The 22,824-nt window shown below is 40.9% G+C and carries 26 protein-coding genes and 1 other annotated feature; of the genes, 3 read left to right on the top strand and 23 right to left on the bottom strand.

Annotation, left to right across the window (positions count from 1 at the left end; all coding sequences use genetic code 11):
• Positions 1-63: 63 nt before the first annotated feature.
• The 9 genes from NE665_RS16395 to NE665_RS16355 all read right to left on the bottom strand — a co-directional run bounded on the left by NE665_RS16395 (position 64) and on the right by NE665_RS16355 (position 9,068).
• Positions 64-675 carry a methyltransferase gene (locus tag NE665_RS16395; RefSeq protein ID WP_117443095.1) on the bottom strand — a complete coding sequence of 204 codons (612 nt, stop codon included), beginning with the start codon at positions 673-675 and terminating at the stop codon, positions 64-66.
• Positions 676-746: 71 nt separating this feature from the next.
• On the bottom strand, positions 747-1,118 hold the full coding sequence (gene rplL / locus NE665_RS16390) for a 50S ribosomal protein L7/L12 (RefSeq protein ID WP_002607387.1): 372 nt from the start codon (positions 1,116-1,118) through the stop codon (positions 747-749).
• A 21-nt stretch (positions 1,119-1,139) separates the two neighbouring features.
• Positions 1,140-1,661: a 50S ribosomal protein L10 gene (rplJ, locus tag NE665_RS16385; protein ID WP_002607386.1), complete on the bottom strand. Its 522-nt coding sequence runs from the start codon at positions 1,659-1,661 to the stop codon at positions 1,140-1,142.
• Between the two features lie 43 nt (positions 1,662-1,704).
• Positions 1,705-1,831 (bottom strand) — a sequence feature (ribosomal protein L10 leader region).
• Positions 1,832-1,864: 33 nt separating this feature from the next.
• Positions 1,865-2,551: a 50S ribosomal protein L1 gene (rplA, locus tag NE665_RS16380; protein WP_117443096.1), complete on the bottom strand. Its 687-nt coding sequence runs from the start codon at positions 2,549-2,551 to the stop codon at positions 1,865-1,867.
• Between the two features lie 17 nt (positions 2,552-2,568).
• Positions 2,569-2,985, bottom strand: a complete 417-nt coding sequence (gene rplK / locus NE665_RS16375) for a 50S ribosomal protein L11 (protein ID WP_117443097.1) — start codon at positions 2,983-2,985, stop codon at positions 2,569-2,571.
• A gap of 497 nt (positions 2,986-3,482) precedes the next feature.
• Positions 3,483-4,598, bottom strand: coding sequence for an ABC transporter permease subunit (locus NE665_RS16370; RefSeq protein WP_117443098.1), 1,116 nt, complete (start codon positions 4,596-4,598; stop codon positions 3,483-3,485).
• Positions 4,595-5,497, bottom strand: a complete 903-nt coding sequence (locus NE665_RS16365; RefSeq protein ID WP_178760130.1) for an ABC transporter ATP-binding protein — start codon at positions 5,495-5,497, stop codon at positions 4,595-4,597. Before NE665_RS16365 ends, NE665_RS16370 begins: the two co-directional genes overlap by 4 nt.
• Before the next feature lie 120 nt (positions 5,498-5,617).
• Positions 5,618-6,985, bottom strand: a complete 1,368-nt coding sequence (locus NE665_RS16360; RefSeq protein ID WP_147324011.1) for a hypothetical protein — start codon at positions 6,983-6,985, stop codon at positions 5,618-5,620.
• 319 nt (positions 6,986-7,304) lie between these two features.
• Positions 7,305-9,068 carry an ABC transporter ATP-binding protein gene (locus NE665_RS16355; protein WP_178760131.1) on the bottom strand — a complete coding sequence of 588 codons (1,764 nt, stop codon included), beginning with the start codon at positions 9,066-9,068 and terminating at the stop codon, positions 7,305-7,307.
• Between the two features lie 585 nt (positions 9,069-9,653).
• Here NE665_RS16355 and NE665_RS16350 point away from each other — a divergent pair.
• Positions 9,654-10,622 carry an alpha/beta hydrolase gene (locus NE665_RS16350; RefSeq protein WP_117443102.1) on the top strand — a complete coding sequence of 323 codons (969 nt, stop codon included), beginning with the start codon at positions 9,654-9,656 and terminating at the stop codon, positions 10,620-10,622.
• 88 nt (positions 10,623-10,710) lie between these two features.
• Here the strand turns inward: NE665_RS16350 and NE665_RS16345 are convergent, their stop codons facing one another.
• Both NE665_RS16345 and NE665_RS16340 read right to left on the bottom strand, forming a co-directional pair.
• Positions 10,711-11,532, bottom strand: coding sequence for a MerR family transcriptional regulator (locus tag NE665_RS16345; protein ID WP_117443103.1), 822 nt, complete (start codon positions 11,530-11,532; stop codon positions 10,711-10,713).
• A gap of 70 nt (positions 11,533-11,602) precedes the next feature.
• Positions 11,603-12,334: a metallophosphoesterase gene (locus NE665_RS16340; protein ID WP_117443104.1), complete on the bottom strand. Its 732-nt coding sequence runs from the start codon at positions 12,332-12,334 to the stop codon at positions 11,603-11,605.
• A gap of 130 nt (positions 12,335-12,464) precedes the next feature.
• On the opposite strand from NE665_RS16340, the gene NE665_RS16335 reads away from it, so the two are divergent.
• Positions 12,465-13,535: a helix-turn-helix transcriptional regulator gene (locus NE665_RS16335; RefSeq protein WP_117443105.1), complete on the top strand. Its 1,071-nt coding sequence runs from the start codon at positions 12,465-12,467 to the stop codon at positions 13,533-13,535.
• Positions 13,536-14,060: 525 nt separating this feature from the next.
• Here NE665_RS16335 and NE665_RS16330 read toward each other — a convergent pair.
• From NE665_RS16330 to NE665_RS16310, 5 genes are all read right to left on the bottom strand, one after another.
• Positions 14,061-15,110 carry a suppressor of fused domain protein gene (locus NE665_RS16330; RefSeq protein WP_117443106.1) on the bottom strand — a complete coding sequence of 350 codons (1,050 nt, stop codon included), beginning with the start codon at positions 15,108-15,110 and terminating at the stop codon, positions 14,061-14,063.
• A gap of 511 nt (positions 15,111-15,621) precedes the next feature.
• Positions 15,622-16,812 (bottom strand): site-specific integrase, encoded by a 1,191-nt coding sequence (locus NE665_RS16325; RefSeq protein ID WP_004843378.1) that lies wholly within the window; start codon positions 16,810-16,812, stop codon positions 15,622-15,624.
• A gap of 78 nt (positions 16,813-16,890) precedes the next feature.
• Positions 16,891-17,094 carry an excisionase gene (locus tag NE665_RS16320; RefSeq protein WP_004613735.1) on the bottom strand — a complete coding sequence of 68 codons (204 nt, stop codon included), beginning with the start codon at positions 17,092-17,094 and terminating at the stop codon, positions 16,891-16,893.
• Positions 17,095-17,468: 374 nt separating this feature from the next.
• Complete coding sequence (locus NE665_RS16315; RefSeq protein WP_076627782.1) at positions 17,469-17,717, bottom strand: helix-turn-helix domain-containing protein; 249 nt, start codon at positions 17,715-17,717, stop codon at positions 17,469-17,471.
• Positions 17,718-17,720: 3 nt separating this feature from the next.
• Positions 17,721-18,140 carry a sigma-70 family RNA polymerase sigma factor gene (locus NE665_RS16310; protein WP_076627783.1) on the bottom strand — a complete coding sequence of 140 codons (420 nt, stop codon included), beginning with the start codon at positions 18,138-18,140 and terminating at the stop codon, positions 17,721-17,723.
• A 521-nt stretch (positions 18,141-18,661) separates the two neighbouring features.
• Between NE665_RS16310 and NE665_RS16305 the strand changes: the two genes are divergently transcribed.
• Complete coding sequence (locus tag NE665_RS16305; RefSeq protein WP_076627784.1) at positions 18,662-19,021, top strand: helix-turn-helix transcriptional regulator; 360 nt, start codon at positions 18,662-18,664, stop codon at positions 19,019-19,021.
• Positions 19,022-19,139: 118 nt separating this feature from the next.
• Here the strand turns inward: NE665_RS16305 and NE665_RS16300 are convergent, their stop codons facing one another.
• The 7 genes from NE665_RS16300 to NE665_RS16270 form a co-directional block, all read right to left on the bottom strand.
• On the bottom strand, positions 19,140-19,328 hold the full coding sequence (locus tag NE665_RS16300; RefSeq protein ID WP_076627785.1) for a cysteine-rich KTR domain-containing protein: 189 nt from the start codon (positions 19,326-19,328) through the stop codon (positions 19,140-19,142).
• Between the two features lie 14 nt (positions 19,329-19,342).
• Positions 19,343-19,780, bottom strand: coding sequence for a GyrI-like domain-containing protein (locus NE665_RS16295; protein ID WP_074431867.1), 438 nt, complete (start codon positions 19,778-19,780; stop codon positions 19,343-19,345).
• A 133-nt stretch (positions 19,781-19,913) separates the two neighbouring features.
• Positions 19,914-20,138 carry a hypothetical protein gene (locus NE665_RS16290; protein ID WP_052829451.1) on the bottom strand — a complete coding sequence of 75 codons (225 nt, stop codon included), beginning with the start codon at positions 20,136-20,138 and terminating at the stop codon, positions 19,914-19,916.
• Positions 20,139-20,220: 82 nt separating this feature from the next.
• Positions 20,221-20,835 carry a DJ-1/PfpI family protein gene (locus NE665_RS16285; protein WP_077735072.1) on the bottom strand — a complete coding sequence of 205 codons (615 nt, stop codon included), beginning with the start codon at positions 20,833-20,835 and terminating at the stop codon, positions 20,221-20,223.
• Between the two features lie 70 nt (positions 20,836-20,905).
• A complete protein-coding gene (locus NE665_RS16280) occupies positions 20,906-21,820 on the bottom strand; it encodes a WYL domain-containing protein (RefSeq protein WP_202666994.1) in 915 nt (304 codons plus the stop codon).
• Positions 21,817-22,053, bottom strand: a complete 237-nt coding sequence (locus NE665_RS16275; protein ID WP_077744568.1) for a hypothetical protein — start codon at positions 22,051-22,053, stop codon at positions 21,817-21,819. Before NE665_RS16275 ends, NE665_RS16280 begins: the two co-directional genes overlap by 4 nt.
• Positions 22,054-22,100: 47 nt before the next feature.
• On the bottom strand, positions 22,101-22,796 hold the full coding sequence (locus NE665_RS16270; RefSeq protein ID WP_076627788.1) for a conjugal transfer protein: 696 nt from the start codon (positions 22,794-22,796) through the stop codon (positions 22,101-22,103).
• Positions 22,797-22,824 lie beyond the last annotated feature (28 nt).

Genomic DNA, 22,824 nt, shown 5'->3' with positions numbered 1-22,824 from the left:
AAGGCATAAAAACCCATTTTAATATTTTAGTATTATGCAATTTATTATAATATCAACTGTTTGTCAAATTGTCAATGCTTTTTTTGCTTTTAGTATGAAATATCCTTTTTCCTTGTGAATGATATCGCAATTTCCAAACACTTCTTTTATTTTCGTCACAGCGCTGAGAGCTCCCTGCTGTTTACGGATCACAACCCACAGTGTACCCTGATCCGCAAGATGCTCCCATGCCTCCTCGAAGATTTTATAGATGACGTTTTTACCGGCACGAATCGGAGGATTTGTTATGATATCAGTAAAAGTATTCCCACTTACCTGTTCATATACATCGGACACATGAATGTTTGCTTCGATCTTATTTTTTTCAGCATTGTCCCTGGCAAGTGCTACCGCCCTGGGATTTACATCCACCATTTCAACCTGCTTATCCGGCCATGCCTTTTTTGAGACAATTCCCACAACACCATAGCCGCAACCCATGTCCAGAAGTTGATTTCCCAGCTCAGCCTCATGCTCATGCAGCGTGTTCAGCAGTACCCGTGTCCCAAAGTCAACACTGTCTTTGGAGAATACGCCGTTATCGGTAATAAAAGAAACGTTAAAACACCAAAACCGGAAAGATATTTCCTTCCGGTTTTCTGCTAAATGACGATTATCTGTAAAGTAATGATCCATCGTTATCCCGCCTTTTTAGGTGACAAAAAGCCTTTCGGCTTTTTGTTGTTTGTAAAATGTGTAAGTATGAATTACTTGATTTCTACAGAAGCACCAGCGTCCATCAGTTTCTTCTTGATTTCTTCTGCTTCTTCCGGTTTGATGTTTTCCTTGATTACACTTGGTGCCTTGTCAACCAGACCCTTAGCGTCAACCAGACCTAAACCAGTGATTTCACGTACTGCCTTGATGACAGCAACCTTTGTTCCACCGATGTCAGTCAGAGTTACAGTTACTTCGCTAGGTCCTGCAGCAGCAGCGTCGTCTGCTACAGCAGCTACAGCAACTGGTGCAGCAGCTGTTACACCGAATTTTTCTTCGATTGCTTTTACTAATTCGTTAAGTTCTAAGATGGTAGCTTCTTCTAAGTAAGCTAAGATATCTTCCTGTGCTAATTTTGCCATTTTCATTTTCCTCCTGTAAGTTTATTCCTGTGGAGCTGCTTCTTCAGCAGAACCTCCGTCTTTTGCGTCAGCCACTGCCTTAACAGCACATGCAAATCCACGTACTGGAGACTGCAGACAGCTTAACAGCATTGATAACATACCTTCACGGTTCGGCAGACTGGACAGTTCTTTAATGGTATCTACACCAACAACTTTTCCTTCTACGATTCCGCTTTTCAATACCAAGTGTTCATGTTTCTTAGCGAATTTTGCCAGAACACGCGCAGGAGCAACTGCGTCACCACCGAATGCGATGGCGTTTGGTCCGATCAGATCCTTTGTAAGATCATCCGCACCTGCTTCAACAGCAGCACGCTGAGCCAGTGAGTTTTTGTAAACCTTGAACTCAACACCTTCTTCGCGCAGATTTCTACGTAACTCGGTTACTTCGGCAACGCTAAGTCCACGGTACTCAACAACAACAGTTGACTGAGATTCTTTCATTTTCTGAGCAATTTCAGAAACGACCGCTTTCTTGCTATCGATAATCGCCTGGTTCATAACTTCACACCTCCTAAATTTATATGTAACAATATACCCTTTAAGAGTGATATAAAAACACCCGCAGGCATAGACAGACTACGGGTGAAAGTTTAGTATCTAACTTTTACCTCGGTAACATGATTAAGCCATAAGGCCGTTACTGTCTATGGTATATTGATAACATCTGATATTTTAACCTGCTAACGAGACTTTGTCGATCGTTATTTTTCAACAGCTACTTTGACACCAGGTCCCATGGTAGTGGAGATTACCAGGTTTTTGATGTAAGTACCCTTTACAGCTGCAGGACGTGCTTTTGAGATAACCTTCAGCAGTGCATTGAAGTTGTCAACCAGCTTCTCATCGTCAAAGCTTACTTTTCCGATCATCAGGTTGATATTTCCTTCTTTGTCAACACGGTATTCAACTTTACCCTTTTTGATATCTTCAACAGCTTTTGCTACATCCATGGTAACTGTACCAGTCTTAGGGTTTGGCATTAAGCCCTTTGGTCCCAACAGACGTCCCAGCTTACCAAGCTCACCCATCATGTTCGGAGTCGCAACGATTACATCGAAGTCGAACCATCCCTTCTGGATGTCTTCCAGCAGTTCTTTTCCACCAACGAAATCTGCACCGGCATCTTTCGCTTCCTGCTCTTTTGGTCCCTGTGTAATAACACAGACCTTCTGTGTTTTACCGGTTCCGTGTGGAAGCACCATCGCACCACGGATCTGCTGATCAGCGTGACGAGGATCCACATTTAATTTGAAGCTAACTTCAACAGATGCGTCGAATTTAGCGATGTTTGTTTCTTTTGCTAATTTTACTGCCTCGGCTACTGAATAAGTTTTCGTGCGATCAACTTTTTTAGCAGCTTCTACATATTTTTTACCGAATTTTGCCATTTTGTTTTCCGCCTTTCTTATTCAAAACCTTCAACTTCAACACCCATGTTTTTAGCAGTACCTGCGACGATACGCATAGCAGCTTCCACATCGTTAGCGTTTAAGTCTGGCATTTTGTATTCTGCGATTTCACGCAGCTGATCTACTGTGATTTTTCCAGCGATCTCTTTCTGGTTACCTGAAGCTTTTTTGATTCCAGCAGCTTTTTTGATCATCATAGCAGCCGGAGTTGTTTTGATTACGAAGTCAAAGCTCTTGTCCTCGTATGCAGTAATGATAACTGGAACGACATCACCAGCACGCTCTTTTGTAGCATCGTTGAATGCTGTACAGAACTGCGGCATGTTGATACCGGCAGAAGCCAGTGCAGGTCCCGGTCTAGCTCCCCCTGCAGGGAACTGAAGTTTACAAACTTTTGCAACTTTCTTACTCACAAGACATTCCTCCTATATTTAAAAAGTCTTATGCAGTGGTCAGAATGAAGGGTTGCCTCCTTCTCCCACGCATGAAAATACCACGAAACCGCGGTACTTAGTATTGTAATATGATTCGATTGGAATTGCAACTGTTTTTTTCACAAATTACATGCAGCCATACGAGCTCTGCACTGCCGGGAGGATATAAGCTACGTGCTGAAAACAGAATTGTAGCAAGCTGCTTTGGTTCTGACAGCAAGCAGTAGCAAAAACCCCTGATTTCTTTCACCACGCTTATAAAAGTAAATCTTCCGTTTGGATTCGCATAACAGCGTGCCCGAGCCCTCAAGCAGCTTTCCATATCAGAGAAAAATATAGCAAAACCGAAAGCAATGCCCCTCAAAGCTTAGCAAGAGAGATAAATCCCCAAGATATTGTGTGAAGGCGTGTATGACTGCTCGCACTGTGCGCATACAACAAACGGCAGTCTAAACGCAGCCGCAATTCGTATAAGCTCAGTCTTTTCTGATATCGATTCTGCGAAAATAAGCACAAAGCCCCAGCACTACACCCGCACTGTATACATTGCAGCGCAGCACTGCCTGTGCAACAGATATCCCCATCTCATTGCTTAAAATACGGCTGCCCTGTATATAAAAGCAGGGAATCCACGCCTGCAGCTTCGCAAATAGTTGATATTCCATACAGACGTACAGCAATGCCATCAAAAGACCGAAATAAATACAGGTATCCACCTGTTTGCGACACAGGCAGGAAAACAGAAACATTAAAATAGTCAGGAAAAGCAACGTAAACAGATACAATGGGAGGGAGGAGGCAAGATAAGTGCCTGCCGTAATCAGCGAGCCATTCTCCATCAGATAGGGATAAGCCAGTGAACCGCCGCCATACAGCAGCCAGGTCACAAGCGCGACAGTACCAGAAGCGACGACCAAAAAGCCGGCTATCATCGTAATCGCCGCAAGCAGCTTGGCAAGCAGAATACGTTCTCTTGATATAGCAGTGGTATAGATGAGCTTGTACACATCCTCCTCAAAATCTCTGCACACAATCATGGGAACGATACTTACCGCAAGCAGAAAGAGAACGAGCAGCGATACATTGCCGTGCAGCAGCTGATAGAAAAAATTTGAAGTCTGATTTTCAAATGGGGTAGCATAGGGAAGCAGCTTATGCCCCAGCATATAGGTGGTCCAGACTGCCTGCCGCTCTCGCTCCTGTAGCTCATAGTTGAGCACAAACTCATGGTTTTCCTTCATCCATTCAATTTCTCTTATATAAATACCGTGCTGCACTCGCAGCTTTTGATCCAGACTTTCCGCATAGCGTTTGGAATCGTAAATCTGCATCAGCAGATAGTAATCCTCGTATTCCTTCTGGTAGAAATTTTCCGCAGCTGCTGCTTTATCCTGAACAGCATTGTGTAAGGAGCTGTAAAGAAGATAGGCATCTGCATAGGCCTGATTTCTTTCTTTCTGCATATAGCTGCTTGCCTGCAGGTGATAATAGGGTATGTGAAGGAGAAGAAAGGCGAGCATGGCCATCAGGATACAATAGGTATATTTGCGGGAAAGCACACGCCTGCATTCCTGAATATAGAAGGCAATCATGTGGTTCTCCGAAAGACCTGCTGGTAAAATTCTTCCATGTTAATCACCCTCTGCTGAACATCCGTGATTAGGATACCGGCATCATGTGCGGCAGATAAAAGCTTTTGCAGACCATCCGAGGATACAAATTCCACCATCATATGCGTAGCATTCAATAGCTGATAGGTCTCAGCAGTCCTCTGCAATTCGGATAATGTGGATAGCTTTTCCAGTTGCTCCGTTTCCAGTACATACTGCCTGCGATTGAGCAGCGAATCCTGTGTAGTTATCATCTTCCCCTTATCTATACAGAGAATTCTGGTAGCTATTTTTTCTATTTCTCCCAGCTGGTGAGAGGATATCAGAATACTCATCGCCTGCTCCTCCACAAGCTTTTTCAGATTCTCCCGCAGCAGCATGACACCATCAGGATCCAGCCCGTTCATGGGCTCATCCAGTATGAGAAAACGCGGCTTTGCCAGCAAAGCAATCCCCAGACCAAGACGCTGCTTCATACCTAGAGAATACTGCCCGCACGGTTTCTTCAGAGCCTCCTTCAAACCGGTGAACTCCTTCACCCTTGCAAGCTGCACAGCATCCGTTTTTCTTAATCGGGCAAAGAATTTCAGATTCTGCTCTCCTGTCATATCCAGATACATACCCGGATTTTCAATCAGGGACGACTGTACCTGCAATGCCTTTTCCCGATCGTGTTTTATGGAAAAGCCTTCGATGAGAATATCTCCCTCCTGAAAGAAGACAAGACTGTTCATGCATTTCATGAGTGTAGATTTACCTGCGCCGTTTGGCCCGATCAGCCCAATGATTTCCCTTTCACCAACCGTGAAGCTGACATCATCCAGCACCTTGGCTTTGTCATAATATTTTGTTACATGCTGAACCTCAACTAAGCTATGCATCCTGCATGACCACCTTTCTTTCTGCAGCATATAGATGTGATGATTCATTACACATCGCACTTCAAAACAGAAAGCCTCACATAGCGGCTCTTGTTTGCGATGAAGACAAGGCCTTGTTCTCTACATGGACCCCATATCCTTTTTCCTGAACAGCAGACAGGCTGCGGCAAACAGCAGCACCCCCGCAGCTGCTACAATGGTGAGCGACCATAAGTAGGAAGGACCGATATAACCTGTAACGGCATAGACAGGATTGCGGTAGGTAAAGGGATTCACAAGATTATATACAGCTGTCGCTTTTTGTGGCGGCGATAGAAAAATCCCTGCAAAAGCGGTAAAAAGAGCTGCTGCAGCGGCGGCGATAGGATTCGCCAGCAATACATGGAAGAACAGCTGTAAAATTACATAAAACATGAGCAGGACCGCTGTGAACAGGGTGCAGGCAAGCAGAGCCTTCCAGAATGGAAGAATCTCCATTTCCGGCTGTGGCTCCATATCACCAGGATTCCATGGTGAAATCCGGGTATGAAAGAAATAAATTTCTTTTTCCTCATTATAAATCAGATTTGTTTTCTCTATCTGGTTATCAAGCCCCTCAAAGCTTGTAAAGCCTTTGGAATATGCGAGCATCGGCGCATCCACTTCCGCATATCTGTCTGCCGCCCCTGTAAACAGAAAGACTGGAGTGAGTGGTATAATCAACAGAAGAACCAGTCTTTTGAAATACTGCACACACAGCCGTTGTAAATAAAAGCTGCGTTTTTTCGGCTGTGTCAGCAACAGCTTCAGCGTACCGCTTTTGTAATCAAAGTAAATCATATCCATACAAATCAGGGTACTGAGTACAAGCAGCAAAACAGGAAGCAGCTTTTCGGCTATATGATACAGAGAGGACATGCCATCATAGGAATCCGCAGATAATAAGGAGCATCCCTTTTCATGATACTGCTCATACATACGGGCTCTTGTGACAATTCCGGGAAATTCCTGCAGGATGCTTTCCGGATTGCCGTATAGATCCGTCTTCACCAGAAAGGAATATGCAGACTGCTGCATACCAAGTTCCTCAAACATGGCATCCATCTTCTCTTTTTCCCTTTGCATGACGGCTTCTGAAACGACACCGCTTAGTCCGCTGTGGGTATACAGCTGATAGCGATACAGAGCACTAAGCAGACAGATTTTTGTCATACTGCGTGTATAGACTGGATAATCCTCTTTTGCCAAAGCATTCATCGCTTCCTTTGTAAGGGCATCATACTCCGCAAGAGAGAATTCAATCTTTTCTCTTTCTGCTTGATTTTCTATATAAGCGGATACTTCCCGCGATGATGGCAGGACACTTTGATATGTTTGTATCACGGCAATTTCCTGTTTTCGCAGGCCTGCTGCTTCATTGATCCTATAAAGCTGGCAGAAGGAAAGGAATAAAACAAAAATCAGTATGCACAGAATCCCTTCCTTTTTGAATTTACACGCAGACATCATACTACCTCTTTCTCCCATGATACCCCAGCATTTACGCTGCATGCTGGGCGGATATAAATACACTGATTTTTATTCCCTATGGCAACGTCAGGTAAAAAAAGACAACCATGTAACCCCCTGCGACCCACGCCTGTAAGCGCTATCTATGCATTTATAGTAGCATCCTCATCTGCTTTGGTCAATGCGCAGGATAAAAAAACAAAGCATTTTCTCATGGTAAATCTCCCCAGCAGAAGAGCCTATCAGCCAATAAAAATTAGACAGAATGCAGGTGCTGCTCCCTGCCCTGTCCTGTTGAAAATCGGGTATGGTTTATTCCTTATTTATAATACTTTGCCTGCATTGCATACAGCTCCGCGTACAGACCTTTTGTAGCAAGCAGCTCCTCGTGAGTGCCGCATTCAACCAGCTCTCCTTGCTTTAGGACAAGGATCGTGTCACAAAACCTTGTGCTGGACAGACGATGGGAAATATATATAGCAAGCTTTCCCTTCACAAGCGTGGAAAAGGTTTTATAAATTTCGTTCTCTGCTCGGGGATCCAATGCCGCAGTAGGCTCATCCAGTACGATGATCGGTGCATCCTTATATAATGCACGGGCAATCGCCAGCTTTTGTCCCTGTCCTCCTGACGGTTCAAAGCCCTCAGAATCAAAATCCCTGTGAACTGCTGTATGGACGCCCTGCTTTAATGTTGCTATACGCCTTGTCAGTCCCAGCTGGTTCAAAGCTTTGAAAACACGCTCATCTTCTATCTCCTCCTGCAAGCCGATATTCTCCGCTATGTTGAAAGAGAATAGCTGATAATCCTGAAATATGGCAGATATCTTCTCCTTGTATTCCTGATATGAGAATTTCTTTATATTGATACCATTGATTAAAATTTCACCGCTCACCGGCTCATATAAACGACACAGCAGCTTGATAAACGTAGACTTACCGGCTCCGTTTTCACCGACGATAGCGACCTTCTCCTTACCGGAAAACCTAGCATTCACCTTATGCAGCGCCCAGGTTGATTTCCCCTTATAAGCAAAGCTGACATCCCGGAACTCTATGGATTCAATCACCTCGGGAAATGATACTGTAGCATCTGCTTCCGTATGGATTTTAATTGGCAGATTCAGATAGCTCTCTACTGCATCAAAATAAATACTATATTGCCGTACATCATTCATACTGTCCAATACATCGTTCATGGCATCGGTAAAGGTTGCGACAGCACTGATATACAGGGTGAAGTCACCAATCGTTATCAGGTGTCTGGAAACAGCATATATCATGTACAGGTATGCTATTCCCCGCTGCAGCAAATCAACGAAATGCAGAACACCCTGCGAGCAATTTAACAGATGCATCTGCCGACGATAGAAGTGCCATAATTCTCTCAGGACACTTTGCAGCTTTGCAATAAAAAATTCATGCTGTCCGTTAATCCGGATTTCTTTTGCATAGGTGACATCGGATAACAGATTATTCAGATAGGACAACCTTCTTTCCTTTGGATTTTTTTGCATTTCCAATGCGGCATAGCGCTTTTTCAAATGCATTTGTGCGATGCTGTTGATAAGTACCAGCAAAACAAAGACGGCAAGTATCCTCGCATTCATCGCAAGTAACACTGAAAAAATTGTAGCGAATATAAAAAGCTTTCCTATGATATTTACAGCTCTGTCCAACACGAAGCTAAAGCCCTGACCATTTGCATACAAAAATTTTTCAGCATTCTGTTTCATATCAAGAAAGGCAGGATCCTCCAAATTTTCTAAATCGGTCTTGACCAGACGCTCTCCCAGCTCTGTCTGAAACCGCTCCAATATGATACAGCGTTTATAAAATGCTGTATTTTCAAAGCAGCTGGACAAAAGCTTTGTCAGGAATATCCCTATTGTGAAAAACACAACAAGCTGGATCAGTCGGTGGAATTCATTCCTCCCCAGAAATTCATCGATGATGAGCTTTGGAAAAATCATAATTAGGATCGGTGTTAGCGAATTACTGATCTGATATAAAACCAGACAAATCAAATATCCTTTATCGACTCTCCATGCATAGCACCAAAGAAATTTTAAGCTTTGAAACATACGCATCACCCTCTTTTCATATGTTGTTTTCTCCTGTACATCTATCCGCGCAACGCTTTCCCATACAAGGCCTGTTTTGTGAAAAGTGTCCAAACGTAACAATGTTTTGTTACAAGAAAATTATAGCGTAACATTGTTTTATTGTAAAGCGATATTGCATCATTTTCCTTTTTTCTAATTCTTTATAGCCACAGCATAGCCACAGCAGGCAGGCATATCATAGTTTACGGAAGGTTATCGAGCAGCCCTCAATTACTACCCTGTGTATATCGATAGGAGTAACCTCAATCCTGTATGTTTATTCATATTTATTGCAGCCTGGCATGCATCTTTATGCAATGAACAAGCGCAATTCATGGCATCAACAGGCGGCCAATCCCGATTCTCATATCTAATTATTTCTACAGCCTCACGGTTTAAAAGGCTGCCTTCTTTGACTTCCGTCTTTCTGCGAAGGAGTGCATAGCTTTAAAATCATCAGTTACTTTTACACCTTTTATGCAATATGTAAACGTTTCCGCTCGTATTTTCAGCAAATTCATTATATAATATAAATAATAAACGAAATAGATGGGAGCTGACAACATGAGCAAAAAATCAAAAATCATCACTGGGCTGGGGGCAGCATCCACACTTGCTGCCGCAACAGATTTCTTCCTATGCCGGACACTGTTCGACCAGACGCTGAACCGGAAAAAACTGAAAAAGGGAAAACAGCTGAGCCTGGCGGACGCGGATCTGAATGATGAACAGAAAACACGGCGCCACAAGGAGCTGCTGCTCTGCAAGAAATGGTTACAGAATGTTGCGGTTGATAAGGTATCTGTAGAAAGCGAAGACGGTCTGCAGCTGGTTGGCATGATTTACCCTTCCCATGACCATACATCACATCGCTGGGCAATCGTTCTCCATGACTACGCCTGCTGCAAGGAGGATATGCGAACAGTCGCAAGAGCCTTTCATGAACAGGGCTATCATGTGCTTACCCCGGATGCACGCGCACACGGAGAGAGTGAAGGCTCTTTGATTTCACTGGGCTGGAATGAGCGTAAGGATTTGCTACGCTGGATTGATGCGGTTCTGGAAATGGACGCTCAGGCGGAAATCGTTTTGTATGGCATCTCTATGGGGGCAGATACGATTCTATTCTGTCCGCAGGACAAACTGCCTGCCGCAGTACGCTGCATCATAGAGGACGGTGGCTACACCTCTGTATATGATATCCTGTCCTGGCAGATGACACACTATTATAAAATGCCTCCGTTCCCGATTCTGGATTCCATGGGTGTCCTTGTAAAACAGAAGATGAAATTCGGAATCCGCAAGGCAAGCGCATTGCCGAAGATGGAGCGAGCCGTTCTTCCTACGCTGTTTCTGCATGGAGAAAAGGATGTGCATGTCCCCTGTGATATGGCATTTGCCTTATATGATGCCTGTCAGTCCGTGAAGGATCTCTACATTGTGGAAAACAGTGGACACAGAGCCAATATGTATGAACAGCCAAAGGAATATTACCAAAGGATTTTCCGCTTCCTCGATGCGCATATGAAATAAGCGTTACACGAATATCCTTTCCCAACGCATACTGAAAAACAATCCTGCATAACTCTAACACAGGATTGTTTTCTTTTGCTTTCTTTTGTTATTTACGAATCGGGAAGCAGATTTCCGTCACAAAATCCTTTGGATTGTCACACTGTCCCCATCCCTTGTGATACATACAGAAATTCGCTCCGTCCAGCTCATAGCCGTTTTCTTCAATCCACAGCGTAATCGCCATGCAGACCTCACTGATCTGGCTGTAATCACCGGTGAAGGTAACACTTGCCACAGTTTCATCCTTCAGCTGTCGAAACCGGATATCCTCCACATCCTCATAGCTGCCGATCACCTCAGTGGCGATTTCCACATCAACATCCTTTTCTGCGAATCCCTCATCATAGAAATATGCCCGCGCATGCTGCGGCTGTGCAAAGGTGATGTCCCGATGCTTTTCCGCAAGGATGCTGTACATTCTCTTCCACACCAGATCCTCACGTTCATATGTGGGAATCACGGTGCGCAGGGTTGCGGCATACATTCCTTTTATCTGTTTCACTTCTACTGTATAGTTCATAAACGTATTCTCCTTATCGAGCAGCATTTGGGCCTGCTCCAGTCGAATCAGTGTATTTAAAATTCTCTGCTGCTCCTCTTTCAGCTCCTTCATGCGTATCTGAAAATAACGCTGAATCTCCTGTGGACTGTCGTACTGCCGCATGATTTCCTCCATCATGGCCACACTGAAGCCGGCTTCCTTCAGAAACCGTATTTTGGCAGCCTCAAAAATCTGTTCATGCGCATAAAAGCGATATCCGCTTTCCTCATCCACCTGGCGGGGCTTCAACAGATTATGCTTTTCATAATAACGCAGCATTCGGATGCTGATTCTGGACAGCTTTGAAAAATCACCGATTTTTAACATGCAAGGTACCTCGCTTTCCTGAGCTCATACGAAGTATACGCTATGACACAATGTCAGAGTCAACCCGTTTTTAAAAATATTGGACCGTTCGTGTATCCAGACAGATAACGCCCAGTCTGCTGTGAATATCATTCGCCGCACAGCCGCAGTCGATATCCACAACCCGCGCAGTTTTCAGATTCCCTGTATCCGTCCAGACAGCATAGGGGCGCTCCTGCTGGAAAAACAGTGTCGGTGTATGTCCGACAATCACTGTACGATCATCAAACGGACGCATATGCACATCCATACGATCCCATACAAACTGTTCAATCGCTGCTTCTTTTCCTTCCATATCCTGCTGTGTAACGACACCGTGTAAAAACTGCGGCTGCGCACTGCCGTGTACTAGGTAAAATACTTCATTATTCACCCTGAGATCACAGACAGCAAGTGGCAGCTGATCCAGATAGTCCAGAAGCTCACGCTGCTGTACTTCATGCAAACGTTCAAAGGCATCCATGGTTGTTCTACAGTGATTGCGTTTCCAGCGATCGATGACCACCCATGCCTCATGCATATCGGTTATCACATGATGGATTGCCTCATAATACTGCTTCATCATATACTCATGATTTCCCAGCAGCATCACTACATGTTCACGCGTCATCACATCGCGAAGAATGGCAATTCCATCCGGTCCGCGATCGATCACATCCCCCAGTATATACAGAGTATCCTCCTCTTTTAATGCAAGAGCCTCCAGCATGGCATCATAGCGGCACTTCAAACCATGTACATCACTCATGACATAGGTACTCATAAACATCCCTCCTTACGTTAACCGGCAGTTAAAATATTCAACAAAATGTTAACCAGTCCTCCATTGCAGGAAGCCCTGTCCTGCCGTATACTATAAATACAGGTATTTGTAGAAAGTAAAGGTAATACGTATGGATATTGGAAAAAACATTGTTCGTCTTCGGAATGAAAAGGGCTATACTCAGGAAGCACTGGCATCGCTGCTTCACGTCAGCTGTGCGGCTGTCAGCAAATGGGAGCATGGAAGCAGCTGTCCGGATATATCTACACTTCCCATTTTAGCACGAATCTTTGACATCAGTATTGATGAGCTGTTGAATTTTGAAAAAAATCTGAGCAAAGAGCAGGTAAAAGAGCTGTGTGAGGAAATGCTGCAGCAGTTTCAACAGGCACCGTTTGCAGAGGCTATGGCTTTTGTCAGGAGACTTTTGCGGCAGTATCCCAACAGTGAAGACCTGAAGCTGTCAACAGCACGCTTATATATGCAAGTGCTTTTACTGGTACAGGAGGAGGAACAGGCGAATGAATTTCTGGCACTGGCAAAAGAGCTTGCCAAGGAGATGATGCTTTCCGGCAATCTGGAGAATAAGCAGCTTGCCGGTATTCTCACTGTTAATTTTATGGCGATGGAACAGCATTATGAAGAAGGGCTGCGTATCCTTCAGGAGCTTCCAAAGCTTGCGGATACCGCTTCTCTGGAATGCTCACTCGCCATGCAGATCAAGGATGAGGAGGATGCAACGCATATGCTGCAGGCACATCTGTTCTCCCATTATAATCAGCTTGGTATGATACTGCTGAATATGTGTAATCTGGCGAATCGTCATCATCACAAGGAACAGCTGAAGGACTGTCTGCAGCTGATTGAAGCATTAAACCGCTCATTCCGCTTCCCCTTATCCATTACCTCACAGCTGTATATGTATACCGCAGAGCTTCAGGATGAGGAGCGTACGCTGCAATATATAAAGGAATATATTACACAGTTAAAGGCGATGGATCAGCAGCAGGAGCTGCGTCAGACCTTACTGCAAAGCAATCCATGGTTTGACCATGTACAGCTCAGCAGCACAGCGGTGCCGAAGGGTATCCTGCAGGGGCATATGAAAGAGATGTTAGAAGAAATGATGCAGTATAAAACACTCCAGTTTGATAGTGTGCAGCAGCTGTTGAAAAATGAGCTGCGCAGCCTGTCTGATTGAAAGGGATAACCAGCATGTATAGCAGCTGCGAGGAACCCATACACAGCATGATTTCCATGGCTTCTTCATAAAAGCGTAACAAAGGAAGCCTTTCTCTGCCTCTCTAGCCTACAGAAAGCATGTGTTACTAATCGTTATTGTATTGCTATCGTATAACCAGCATGGTGAATATTCGCTGATAAAGTGTCCAGCACAATGGGAATCTAATTTTGATATCGATGCTATCCCCTTATGACCATCTGTTTTCATAATGTTTTTAAGCAACGAATTACCAACCCCATGATAATTTAAAGCACCCTTTCCTTCTCACGATAATTTTGATATCCACGAATTTTCCTATGATAATAAGTTGCTTTTTTCTTTTGTTCTTTCTTCAGAAGGTCTTTCTAGTAAACAAAAAAGACACGCGATGTGTCTCTTGTTTCTATGAACGGTAGCTGTTGCTTCAGCACTTACACGTAGGAACAGAAAGAAACATCCTTTCTGTTCCATCACTGCGTGCTATGATTCGCATAGCTTATGATTCTATAATAATTCTGTATGCAGACTCAGCTGTTCCAGCAGCTGCGTTTTCTTTTCTTCATCCCGCAGCTGCGTAAAAATATCATCCTCCACACTGCGAATCCAGTACAGCCGTACACCATCCTGTTTCAAATGCAGCGGGAGAGGATTCACACTTTTATCATCGTCAATCAAAACACAACCGGAATTCTCTTTCACACGAATATCCAGCGTATGTCCATGTCCGACACAGTCAATCGCATGCCATGGCAGTGAGCACAGCCCGGCAATGGATGTGAACAGCTCCAGCTCCTCTTCCTTACGCAGGGAATCGCTTGGATATTTCATTGCAAATTCACAGCGGGCATACTCCTCGTATTCCGCATAATAGCGGTCTGCATTCGGCATGGAAAACATCCCGGTGCCAATGGTGAACACATAGGTTTCTCCATCTTTTTCAAAGGTCAGCAGCAGTCTGCTTGGAAAGCGGTCCTTGTTTAAGTCATAGCAGTTTGTTGCTGCTCCAAATATATCACTGAGTGAAGAAAAATACGGGGTATTGTAATTCTTCCACACCTCATTAAATTCCTGCTTCCAGAAATCCTTTCCCTCCAGGATTCGTTCTACCATAGGACTGGCATCCTTCAGCCTCCAGGACACCATATTGTTTTCTTTCGCATACAGGGCGTAGCCGGGGAAGTTATGTCCATCTGCCCAGGAGGGTATCACACAGACAACCTCACCGTTATACAACAAACCGGCGATATGGCCTTCCTTGCTCCAGACGATTTCCAGTGCTTCCTCATTCCAGGGATCTGTAGACATAGCTTCATCCACAAACATGCTCGGTAATACCGGTTGATGATCCTGCTCGATTTTCTCCTTCTGAAAGGATTTTGGTGCCGCAACCAGATTCTTCACCCAGCAAGCAGAGCGGGCAATCAGCCGTTCATTTTCAAAATCCAGATCATACATATAAAAATAAATGCTTTCGCCATCACTAATAACATCGGCCGCAATCGGACACAGCGGTGATTCCGAAAACTTCAGACTCATTTCCTTGATTTCTTCCATTACAGTCTCCTTTTTTCTTATGTGTTTATTATACAGGAAAATCGAGAAAATAGCACTTTACAAAAGCTATTTCACAGCTGACTTTTTCAGATAATACAAACATGAAGCAGAAAATTCTATGAGGATAAAACAATCAGGAATTGCTAAATCATCTCTTGTATTTAACCTTCTATTTATTGCATATACCTCATAAAAAATATCGAAACTTTGAATATTTCATAATCAACTTAATGAGTTAGCATCAATGCTAACTGTATAGATAAATATATATGTAACTATTTATAGTTACATAATTATCATCTATATTTAACCTTTTATTTATTGCATATTCCTTATAAAAACTTACTAAATTTCTGATTATCTTTTCATAAGTTGGTAAATGCCGATATATCCCGTATTTTAGGGCTTTATCGGTATTTTCTTTTTGGAAGATACCTTGCATAAGCTGGCATTTACCAGCATGAAAATGCAACCAAAAGTAGTAAATGAGTAGTAAATATAGGCTCCGATATTAACAAGCCAGTCTTTCCAGCTCCGCTTTTGCAGATTGAAATGTACCGTGTGCATAATAGCCAAGTGTCATGGTTATGTTAGCGTGTCCCATGAGATATTGTAGGGTATTAGGGTTCATTCCTCTGTTTGCCATATTCGTACAATAAGTATGTCGGAATGAATGTGGTGTGATGTTCGGTAACTTGTCCTTGTGGTACTTGTTATACTTCTTAATCAGTCCTCGCACCATGCCCTCATAGTTTCCTGCAACTTTAGGCAAGCCCTCACGGTTCAAGAATAAGAAATTGCTGTAACCACCTACAATCAGCGGTTGTGCCTTTCCTCTGTTCTTTAGTATTCTTTGGATTGCTTGATAAGCCCGTTCTGTTAATGGAAGTTCCCGTTTTCCGTTTTTAGTCTTTGGCGTTTCAATATAGTAGCCGATTTCGCTATCTTTCAATAACTGGTGGTCTATATTGAGTATTCTATTCTGCATATCAATATGCGTCGTCAGTCCGCAAAATTCAGAAATACGAAGTCCCGTTTCCAGCAGAAGCACAACCTCATCATAATACTTGCTGTAAATCTTGTCCTTTTCCATAAAGGCAAGCAGGCGTTCTTCCTGCTCTGGTGTAAGGATAACTTTCTGTTCCGTATCATCTTCCAGAACATCACTTAGCTTAAATTCAAACGGGTTCTTTCTGATACAGTCGTCTTGTATTGCCATATAAAATGACGCTTTCAAGGAACGCTTGTAGTTATCAATCGTTTTATAGGCATATCCTTTTTCGCTCATTCTGATAGCCCATTCTTTAGCGTCCGACTGTTTAACAGTATCAATCGCCCTCATACCCAATGGGTCATTTTTCAGAGCGTTCATAAGATACTGTCGTCCCTTTTCAGTAGCCCTCTTGATGTTCTTTCTTTGGCTGTTTTTCTTCTCATAAAGCTGGCAGACTGTCATTTTACCGCCTGCCGTGTCGATACCGTCATTGAGGTCTTTTTTTATCTGTGCTTCTTTTTCCCTCAACGATATATCATCACGCTTTCCAGCAGGTGTCTTGTCTGTCGGTACAAGTTTCCAAGAATAGATAAATTGTGGCTTTCCGTATATATCGGTATATTTATAAACGTATCTTCCGTCTTTTCGCTGGCTCTCTCCATTACGCAAATTGCGATTTTTACTGTCTTTTCGTTTCACATTAGACATAGTGTAAAGCTCCTTTCCGTCATGGAATGAGCCGTGATACGCTATACCTTATTATACCATATCTACGGCTCAATGACATTAGATTTCGTCCAATGTATCTATGATTTTTTCAAATTGTTTTCGCTTTATCTGAATACGATTACCGTTCACGATAACCCAGCCAGCGTCAATATTTTCTTCAGCTAATTTACGTAACTTCTTTTCGCCGATACGGAAGTATTTGGACGCTTCTTCAATCGTCAGCGTATATTTTTCCCAGATAGGCACATCAGTATTGTTCATAATCTATGCACCCCCTTTACTGTGTGTCATTTTTTACAAGCAGGCAGACGGCTTTGGAAAGCTCCGTTAGTATCTCAACTATTCCCATTCTTATGGGCAGAACCGCACCATGCGGACGTATCATTATTCTGTGAGGATAGGTCGTGGCAAAACGACTTTTCCAACAGTCGCTCTCGGATCACTGCGTGGGTCGCTCGCTTTCTTTTGAAAAGGTCGTGGCGTACAGTCCCCGTGGCTCGCTATCTCACAAACGTATCTGTCTGCTTTATTTAGTTGTCAAAGAGCTGTGGCGAAAGCGTGTTGCTTTCATATAAAAGCAGGGTGCAGAGCAGGAAAGAGGGGATTGAACAAATCATACTCTGCATTACTGCTTGTTATTCTTCTTCGATTTCTAAGGCAATATCAAACCCTAAAATCATTTTGATAAGTGCTTCTCGGATAAGTCCCTTTAACTCCATATCTACGACAATATAAACATTTCCGTATTCATCATAAAGTGGACGCAGACAGCACTTTGATATGTATGGGTCATAAAATGCCAGTATCTTTTCAATCGCTTTTTCGTCCCCGTCCATAGCCTGCGAAAGCAAGTAGTAAGACGGCTTCTTAAATGTGTGTTTCATTTGCTATCGTTTCTCCTTTAATAGTTTTCTCATAAGTGCCAATGAATTGTGGCGGTTCTGAAAAACTCCGCTTCTGGAAATATTTTGCTTTTTGGCGATTTCTTCATTGTTCATTTCCAAAAAGTAATACATCAACAAAGTTTCTCGATTACGTTCGGATAACTGTTTCAAGGCTTCTGCCAATTCATCATCATAGACACGAATATCATTACCGCATACGTTGAAAATCGTATAGTCTGTTTCGTAGTCGTCCCATACAGCCAAGTTTTCGACCATGATTTCTGGAAGTTCACAAAAGGAAATTTCTTTTTCCTTTCTTCGCTTAAATCCCTGCTGATAGTCCCTGACAACATGACGGACAACTTTCTTCAAACAACTTTCAAAACGGCATTGAACAGTTTTCTGGAAGTCAGACGGTTTCATCAATCTCACCCCCTTTCCGTTATGACGTGAAAAGTGTTTATCCCTCTTTCCGCACCATATAGGGAATGGCAAGTGTGATTTGTTAAGTTGAAACCAGAAAAAATCGAAAAAACTTTTTGGTAAAATAAAAACAGCCCGTGTGAATGTGAATACACAAACGGACTGCTTTATAAATGTTATCTGTATGAATTTTTAATTCTTGTAGAGGGTAGAATGATTGTAATGCTGGACTAAAATATTTTTTCAGTTGGGAACAGCAAAGTATTCTTCCATATACAATCATGATATAGCCCCCTTTACCAGAGCTATACCTTGAACCACCAATGAAAAAGGACGGCTCTGGTTATATCCAAAACCGCCCCGTTATATTTTCAAAACGCACAAAAGTATATCATCTCGGAACGGTTTTTTTTATTTTCCGTTACAATGACACCTTCTGAATTATAACTGCATAATATATGCATTTTTAACACATTCTAATTACATAACATGAGATATAAACTCATGCTAGGTGATTTAATATGAGAAAAACAAAAGAAACACATACTTTTGATTTCAGACCGTTAGGGCTGGCAATCAGAGAAGCCCGTGAAAGAGCAGGGCTGTCCCGTAATGATTTAGGCGACAAGGTATTCTATGGGGAACGCCATATCGCAGATATTGAAAATGTCGGTTCACACCCAAGTTTTCAATTATTCCATGATTTAGTTACCATGTTCAATATATCTGTTGATGAATATTTCTATCCAGCAGAGAAAGTGGCAAAAAACACAGCTCGCCGTCAGATAGAAACAGCACTTGATTTATTGAGTGATAACGAATTAAAGATTATTCAAGGTACGATTGACGGTATCTTGAACAGCAGGGAGAATAAGAAGTAATCAGCTTCTTATTTTCCCTATTTTCTTTTTAACTGTATTTCTTCAAGACTTATTTGTTGATCTGCTTCGCAGGGAACAAATAAGAGCCGACAATCCATAAGTTGCAATAACCTACAAATTATCGGCTCTGCGTCTTAGCGTCTGGCTCTTTGATAATAGTTACTTTTCCATGTTCTATATTGATTAAAGTTTCCGTCTTACACTTTGGACAGAACAAAGGGAAATTTACCAGTTCCGTATCTTCTCGCACTTTAGTTCGTGTCTTATTATTGCAAATGGGGCATAATACCCATGACTGCATTTCCATTGAAACACCACCTTTTATTTTAAAGGAATACAAAATTCACATAAATGTGATGAAATTTTTGAGAAAGCATATCGTTCAATAATAGGCTTTGAAACATCTATTGATAAATCAGCAGTTAATGTCTGAATGTTCTTCCAAAAATCTGATACACTTTCCTCAGTATGTTCAACCTCAAATATAGCGTAGCAACCATTAGCAATATTGCGGACTGGTAAATCATATTTACTCTCTTTATTAGAAATAATAATACCTACATCATATCGTTGTCTTTCTTCTGAAATGTACATAGGATTGTCCAAAGCTATACCAAGTATAGTGGTTTCTTTTTTTAGTAAACCTTTCGCTTTTAAATACGCTTTAAAGGTTTCCATTAAGTGTTTATTCTCCAAACCATACTTACCAACTCTACGCATATATGCTATCTTTATATCTTTAAATTCTTCAATTTTCAAATTATTACCTCCTGCTTAAAATGAATATCAAGCTTGATAAGGTAATCGTAAGGGCAATTAAAATGAATTTCAAGAACTTTTTTAAATTGGCAAAAACTTTTTTAAATTGCAAAACTAATGAATATTAAAGAAATTAAATTTTTGTTTTCTTCGTAATTTTATAAATATATTCTTCTGGTGTAGGGTGTTTGTTTCCAAAATACTTTTTGAAATTTGCCTGCACATCTGGGTCGGTGCTGTTCATAGCTTCATCAATAGTAGCTTCTATATCAGCCCGTACATCAGCCAATGACATACCGCCAGCCTTTGCACCAGCTTTCAAAGCTTTTTTAATATCTCTCTTTTTAAGACCTATCATAAACTTTCTCAACCCTTTACCATTTAAAAAGCATTCCACAGAAATACAAATGCAAAGATACAGCCCCAAACATTTTTATTTTTTATTTTAAAAGTTCATCATAGTATTTTACGTTTCCTGTCGAGTAATAATTGTAAAAAGCAGTAATTTTCTTGTCAGAATATACATTAAGGCTCTTTAGAATATTTTTCGTCCATTCTAATGAGCCTGCCGAACTTGCTGTCACTAAGTTTCTGTCTAAAACGGAATTAGAACAAACATACGAGCTCTGTCCTGCATAGTTTTTTGAAAAGAAATTTAGATACTCCAAAGAATTACTTGTGTGTTTAAATTTATCTAATATACCATAATCAGCAAGTGCGAGTGTTGCCCCACAAATAGCACCTACTAAAATATTTTTGTTTAAACATTCTTGTGCTTTTTCCAATATTTCTTGATTTTCTTTACTTCCCCAAGTAGAAGAACCCGGTAAAAGTAGAGCTGTACTAGCGTTGAAATCAACTTCTGATATAGTATAATCTGGAACAATTGTTAATCCACCTAAAGTTAAGACGGGTTCTTTATTAAAACTAACTGTCTTTACTTCAAATTCTTTAGTTCCATTTTTTAATAATTTTTCCATACTGAATGCTTGTAAAATATAACCAATTTCGCATTCTGCCATGTCGTCTAATAAATATACATATACTTTTTTCATTTTCACATCTCCTCATATTTTCGATATGAGAAAATTATATAGCAGGAATAGTGACAAATGTATGTCACTATTAAGTGAAATTTTTCTTTATTTCGCTGATATGAGCTAATACTTTTTCTTTGTATTTTTGAGGGGATAATATTTTTACTTTATCGCAAAGACCCAAAAGGATTGAGAATGTTATAAAATCATTTTCTTTAATCTGAATTTCTCTTATAAAACATTCATTAACAATTTCAACAATTTCTCCTTTAAAGTATTCATTAACTAAAGTATCTATTTCTTTTTTGTAAGATAGAACAACAGTAATATTTGTCTGGTTGCGCCTTTTTTCAAAATCAGATAAAAGGTCAGCTATATTATCATTGGATTGAAAAAGCTCTTTTGTTAAAGAAATATTTTTCATTCTTACTACTTTGAACATACGATAATCATTTTTAGAAGTATCATATCCAAAAACATACCAAGAATACCACCTATAATATGTATGTAATGGGTTTAAAAAAACTTTTTTTGTATTTCCTGCGGAATTAGTATATGTAAATTTTATAGTTCTCTGTTCTTTTGTTGCTTTATTGATTAAGTCTACACACCCCATAATTTGTGGACTTTCCGTTACAACTGAGAAATCAACATCTGGAAGTGTATTGATATTTACATCATTATAGAGATGCTTCATTTTTTCGTAAGTTTCAATGACTTTTTTATTTCCGTAAACAGTTCTTAGACTATTTAAAGCAAGCAAAATATATTCTTTATTATTGTTGTCAATAATTTTTTCATCAACCTTAAAATCTTTATTTATGATATATCCACCATTTACACCTAACTCAGAATAAATCGGAATACCGGCAAGAGTTAGTGTATCAATATCTCGTAAAATCGTTCTGCGAGATACTTCAAACTTTTGTGCTAATTCATTTGTTGTTACACACTCTCTATTTATTAAATAAAAGATTATTCCTATCAGACGTTCTATTTTCATACTTTCAGTCCTTTAACTGTTTTCTTTGTAATTATATAAATATATTCTTCTGGCGTAGGGCGTTTGTTTCCAAAATACTTTTTGAAATTTGCCTGCACCTCTGGGTCTGTACTATTCATAACTTCATCAATCGTCGCTTCAATATCAGCACGTACATCAGCCAATGAAATACCACCAGCCCTTGCACCTGCTTTTAATGCCTTTTTTATATCTCGTTTTTTAAGACCTATCATAATTAACCTTTCTTAATCATAATTGTAAATTTATAAATTCATTAGTATTAAAAATGAAATTCAAATATATTACTAAAATCATTATTCAAGACATAATATACTTTATTTTTTTCTGTAGAATATACAAATGAAACCCTAGTTGCCCACAAGTCTTTTTGAGAAACAGATTTTAATACTTTAAATGCGTCATTTACTGAAAAATCTTTATCGTATCCTGCCAATAACTTTTTAGCCACTTCGTATCTTGTATCCCCAGAAACAATGTACGGCTTTGTTATATCTGGTTTTAGAATAGAATAATTTGTAATAAGTGAAAAATTCTCTTGTTCATATCTATACCCAATTCCGGGTTCAATAATTAAAACACGTCCTTTTTTATCAGAAAGCATAGCTTGCATAGTAGCATCTGGTGCATAAATAATTTTTTTCCTTTTAACAATGTCTAAGGCTTTATCAAAAGAAATCTCAGCTTTAATGAATTTTTCTGTTAATTCAGATATTGTAATACAATCCTCGCTTTCTATATACTTTGCGTTTTCGTTACCATGCACATAAAGAAGTGTTCCTACATTACCATTTTTATTTACCCCATGAAATGAATGATACAGACCGTCAGGCATTTTAATACCAATATAAAATCTATTTTCTTCGGTAATTACAGTATGGTCCCATACAGAGAGGTCAATATCAAAATTAAAACCAACAATTTTATCTATACCATTGTAAACAAATCTTGTACACATATAATCGCTCCTTAAAATACTATTTTAA

Origin of the sequence: Clostridium sp. DFI.1.208 (assembly GCF_024463855.1) — a bacterium.
GTDB lineage: Bacteria > Bacillota_I > Bacilli_A > Erysipelotrichales > Erysipelotrichaceae > Clostridium_AQ.
The sequence above is the reverse complement of the archived record's forward strand: the minus strand, read 5'-3'. Positions and strand labels throughout refer to the sequence as shown.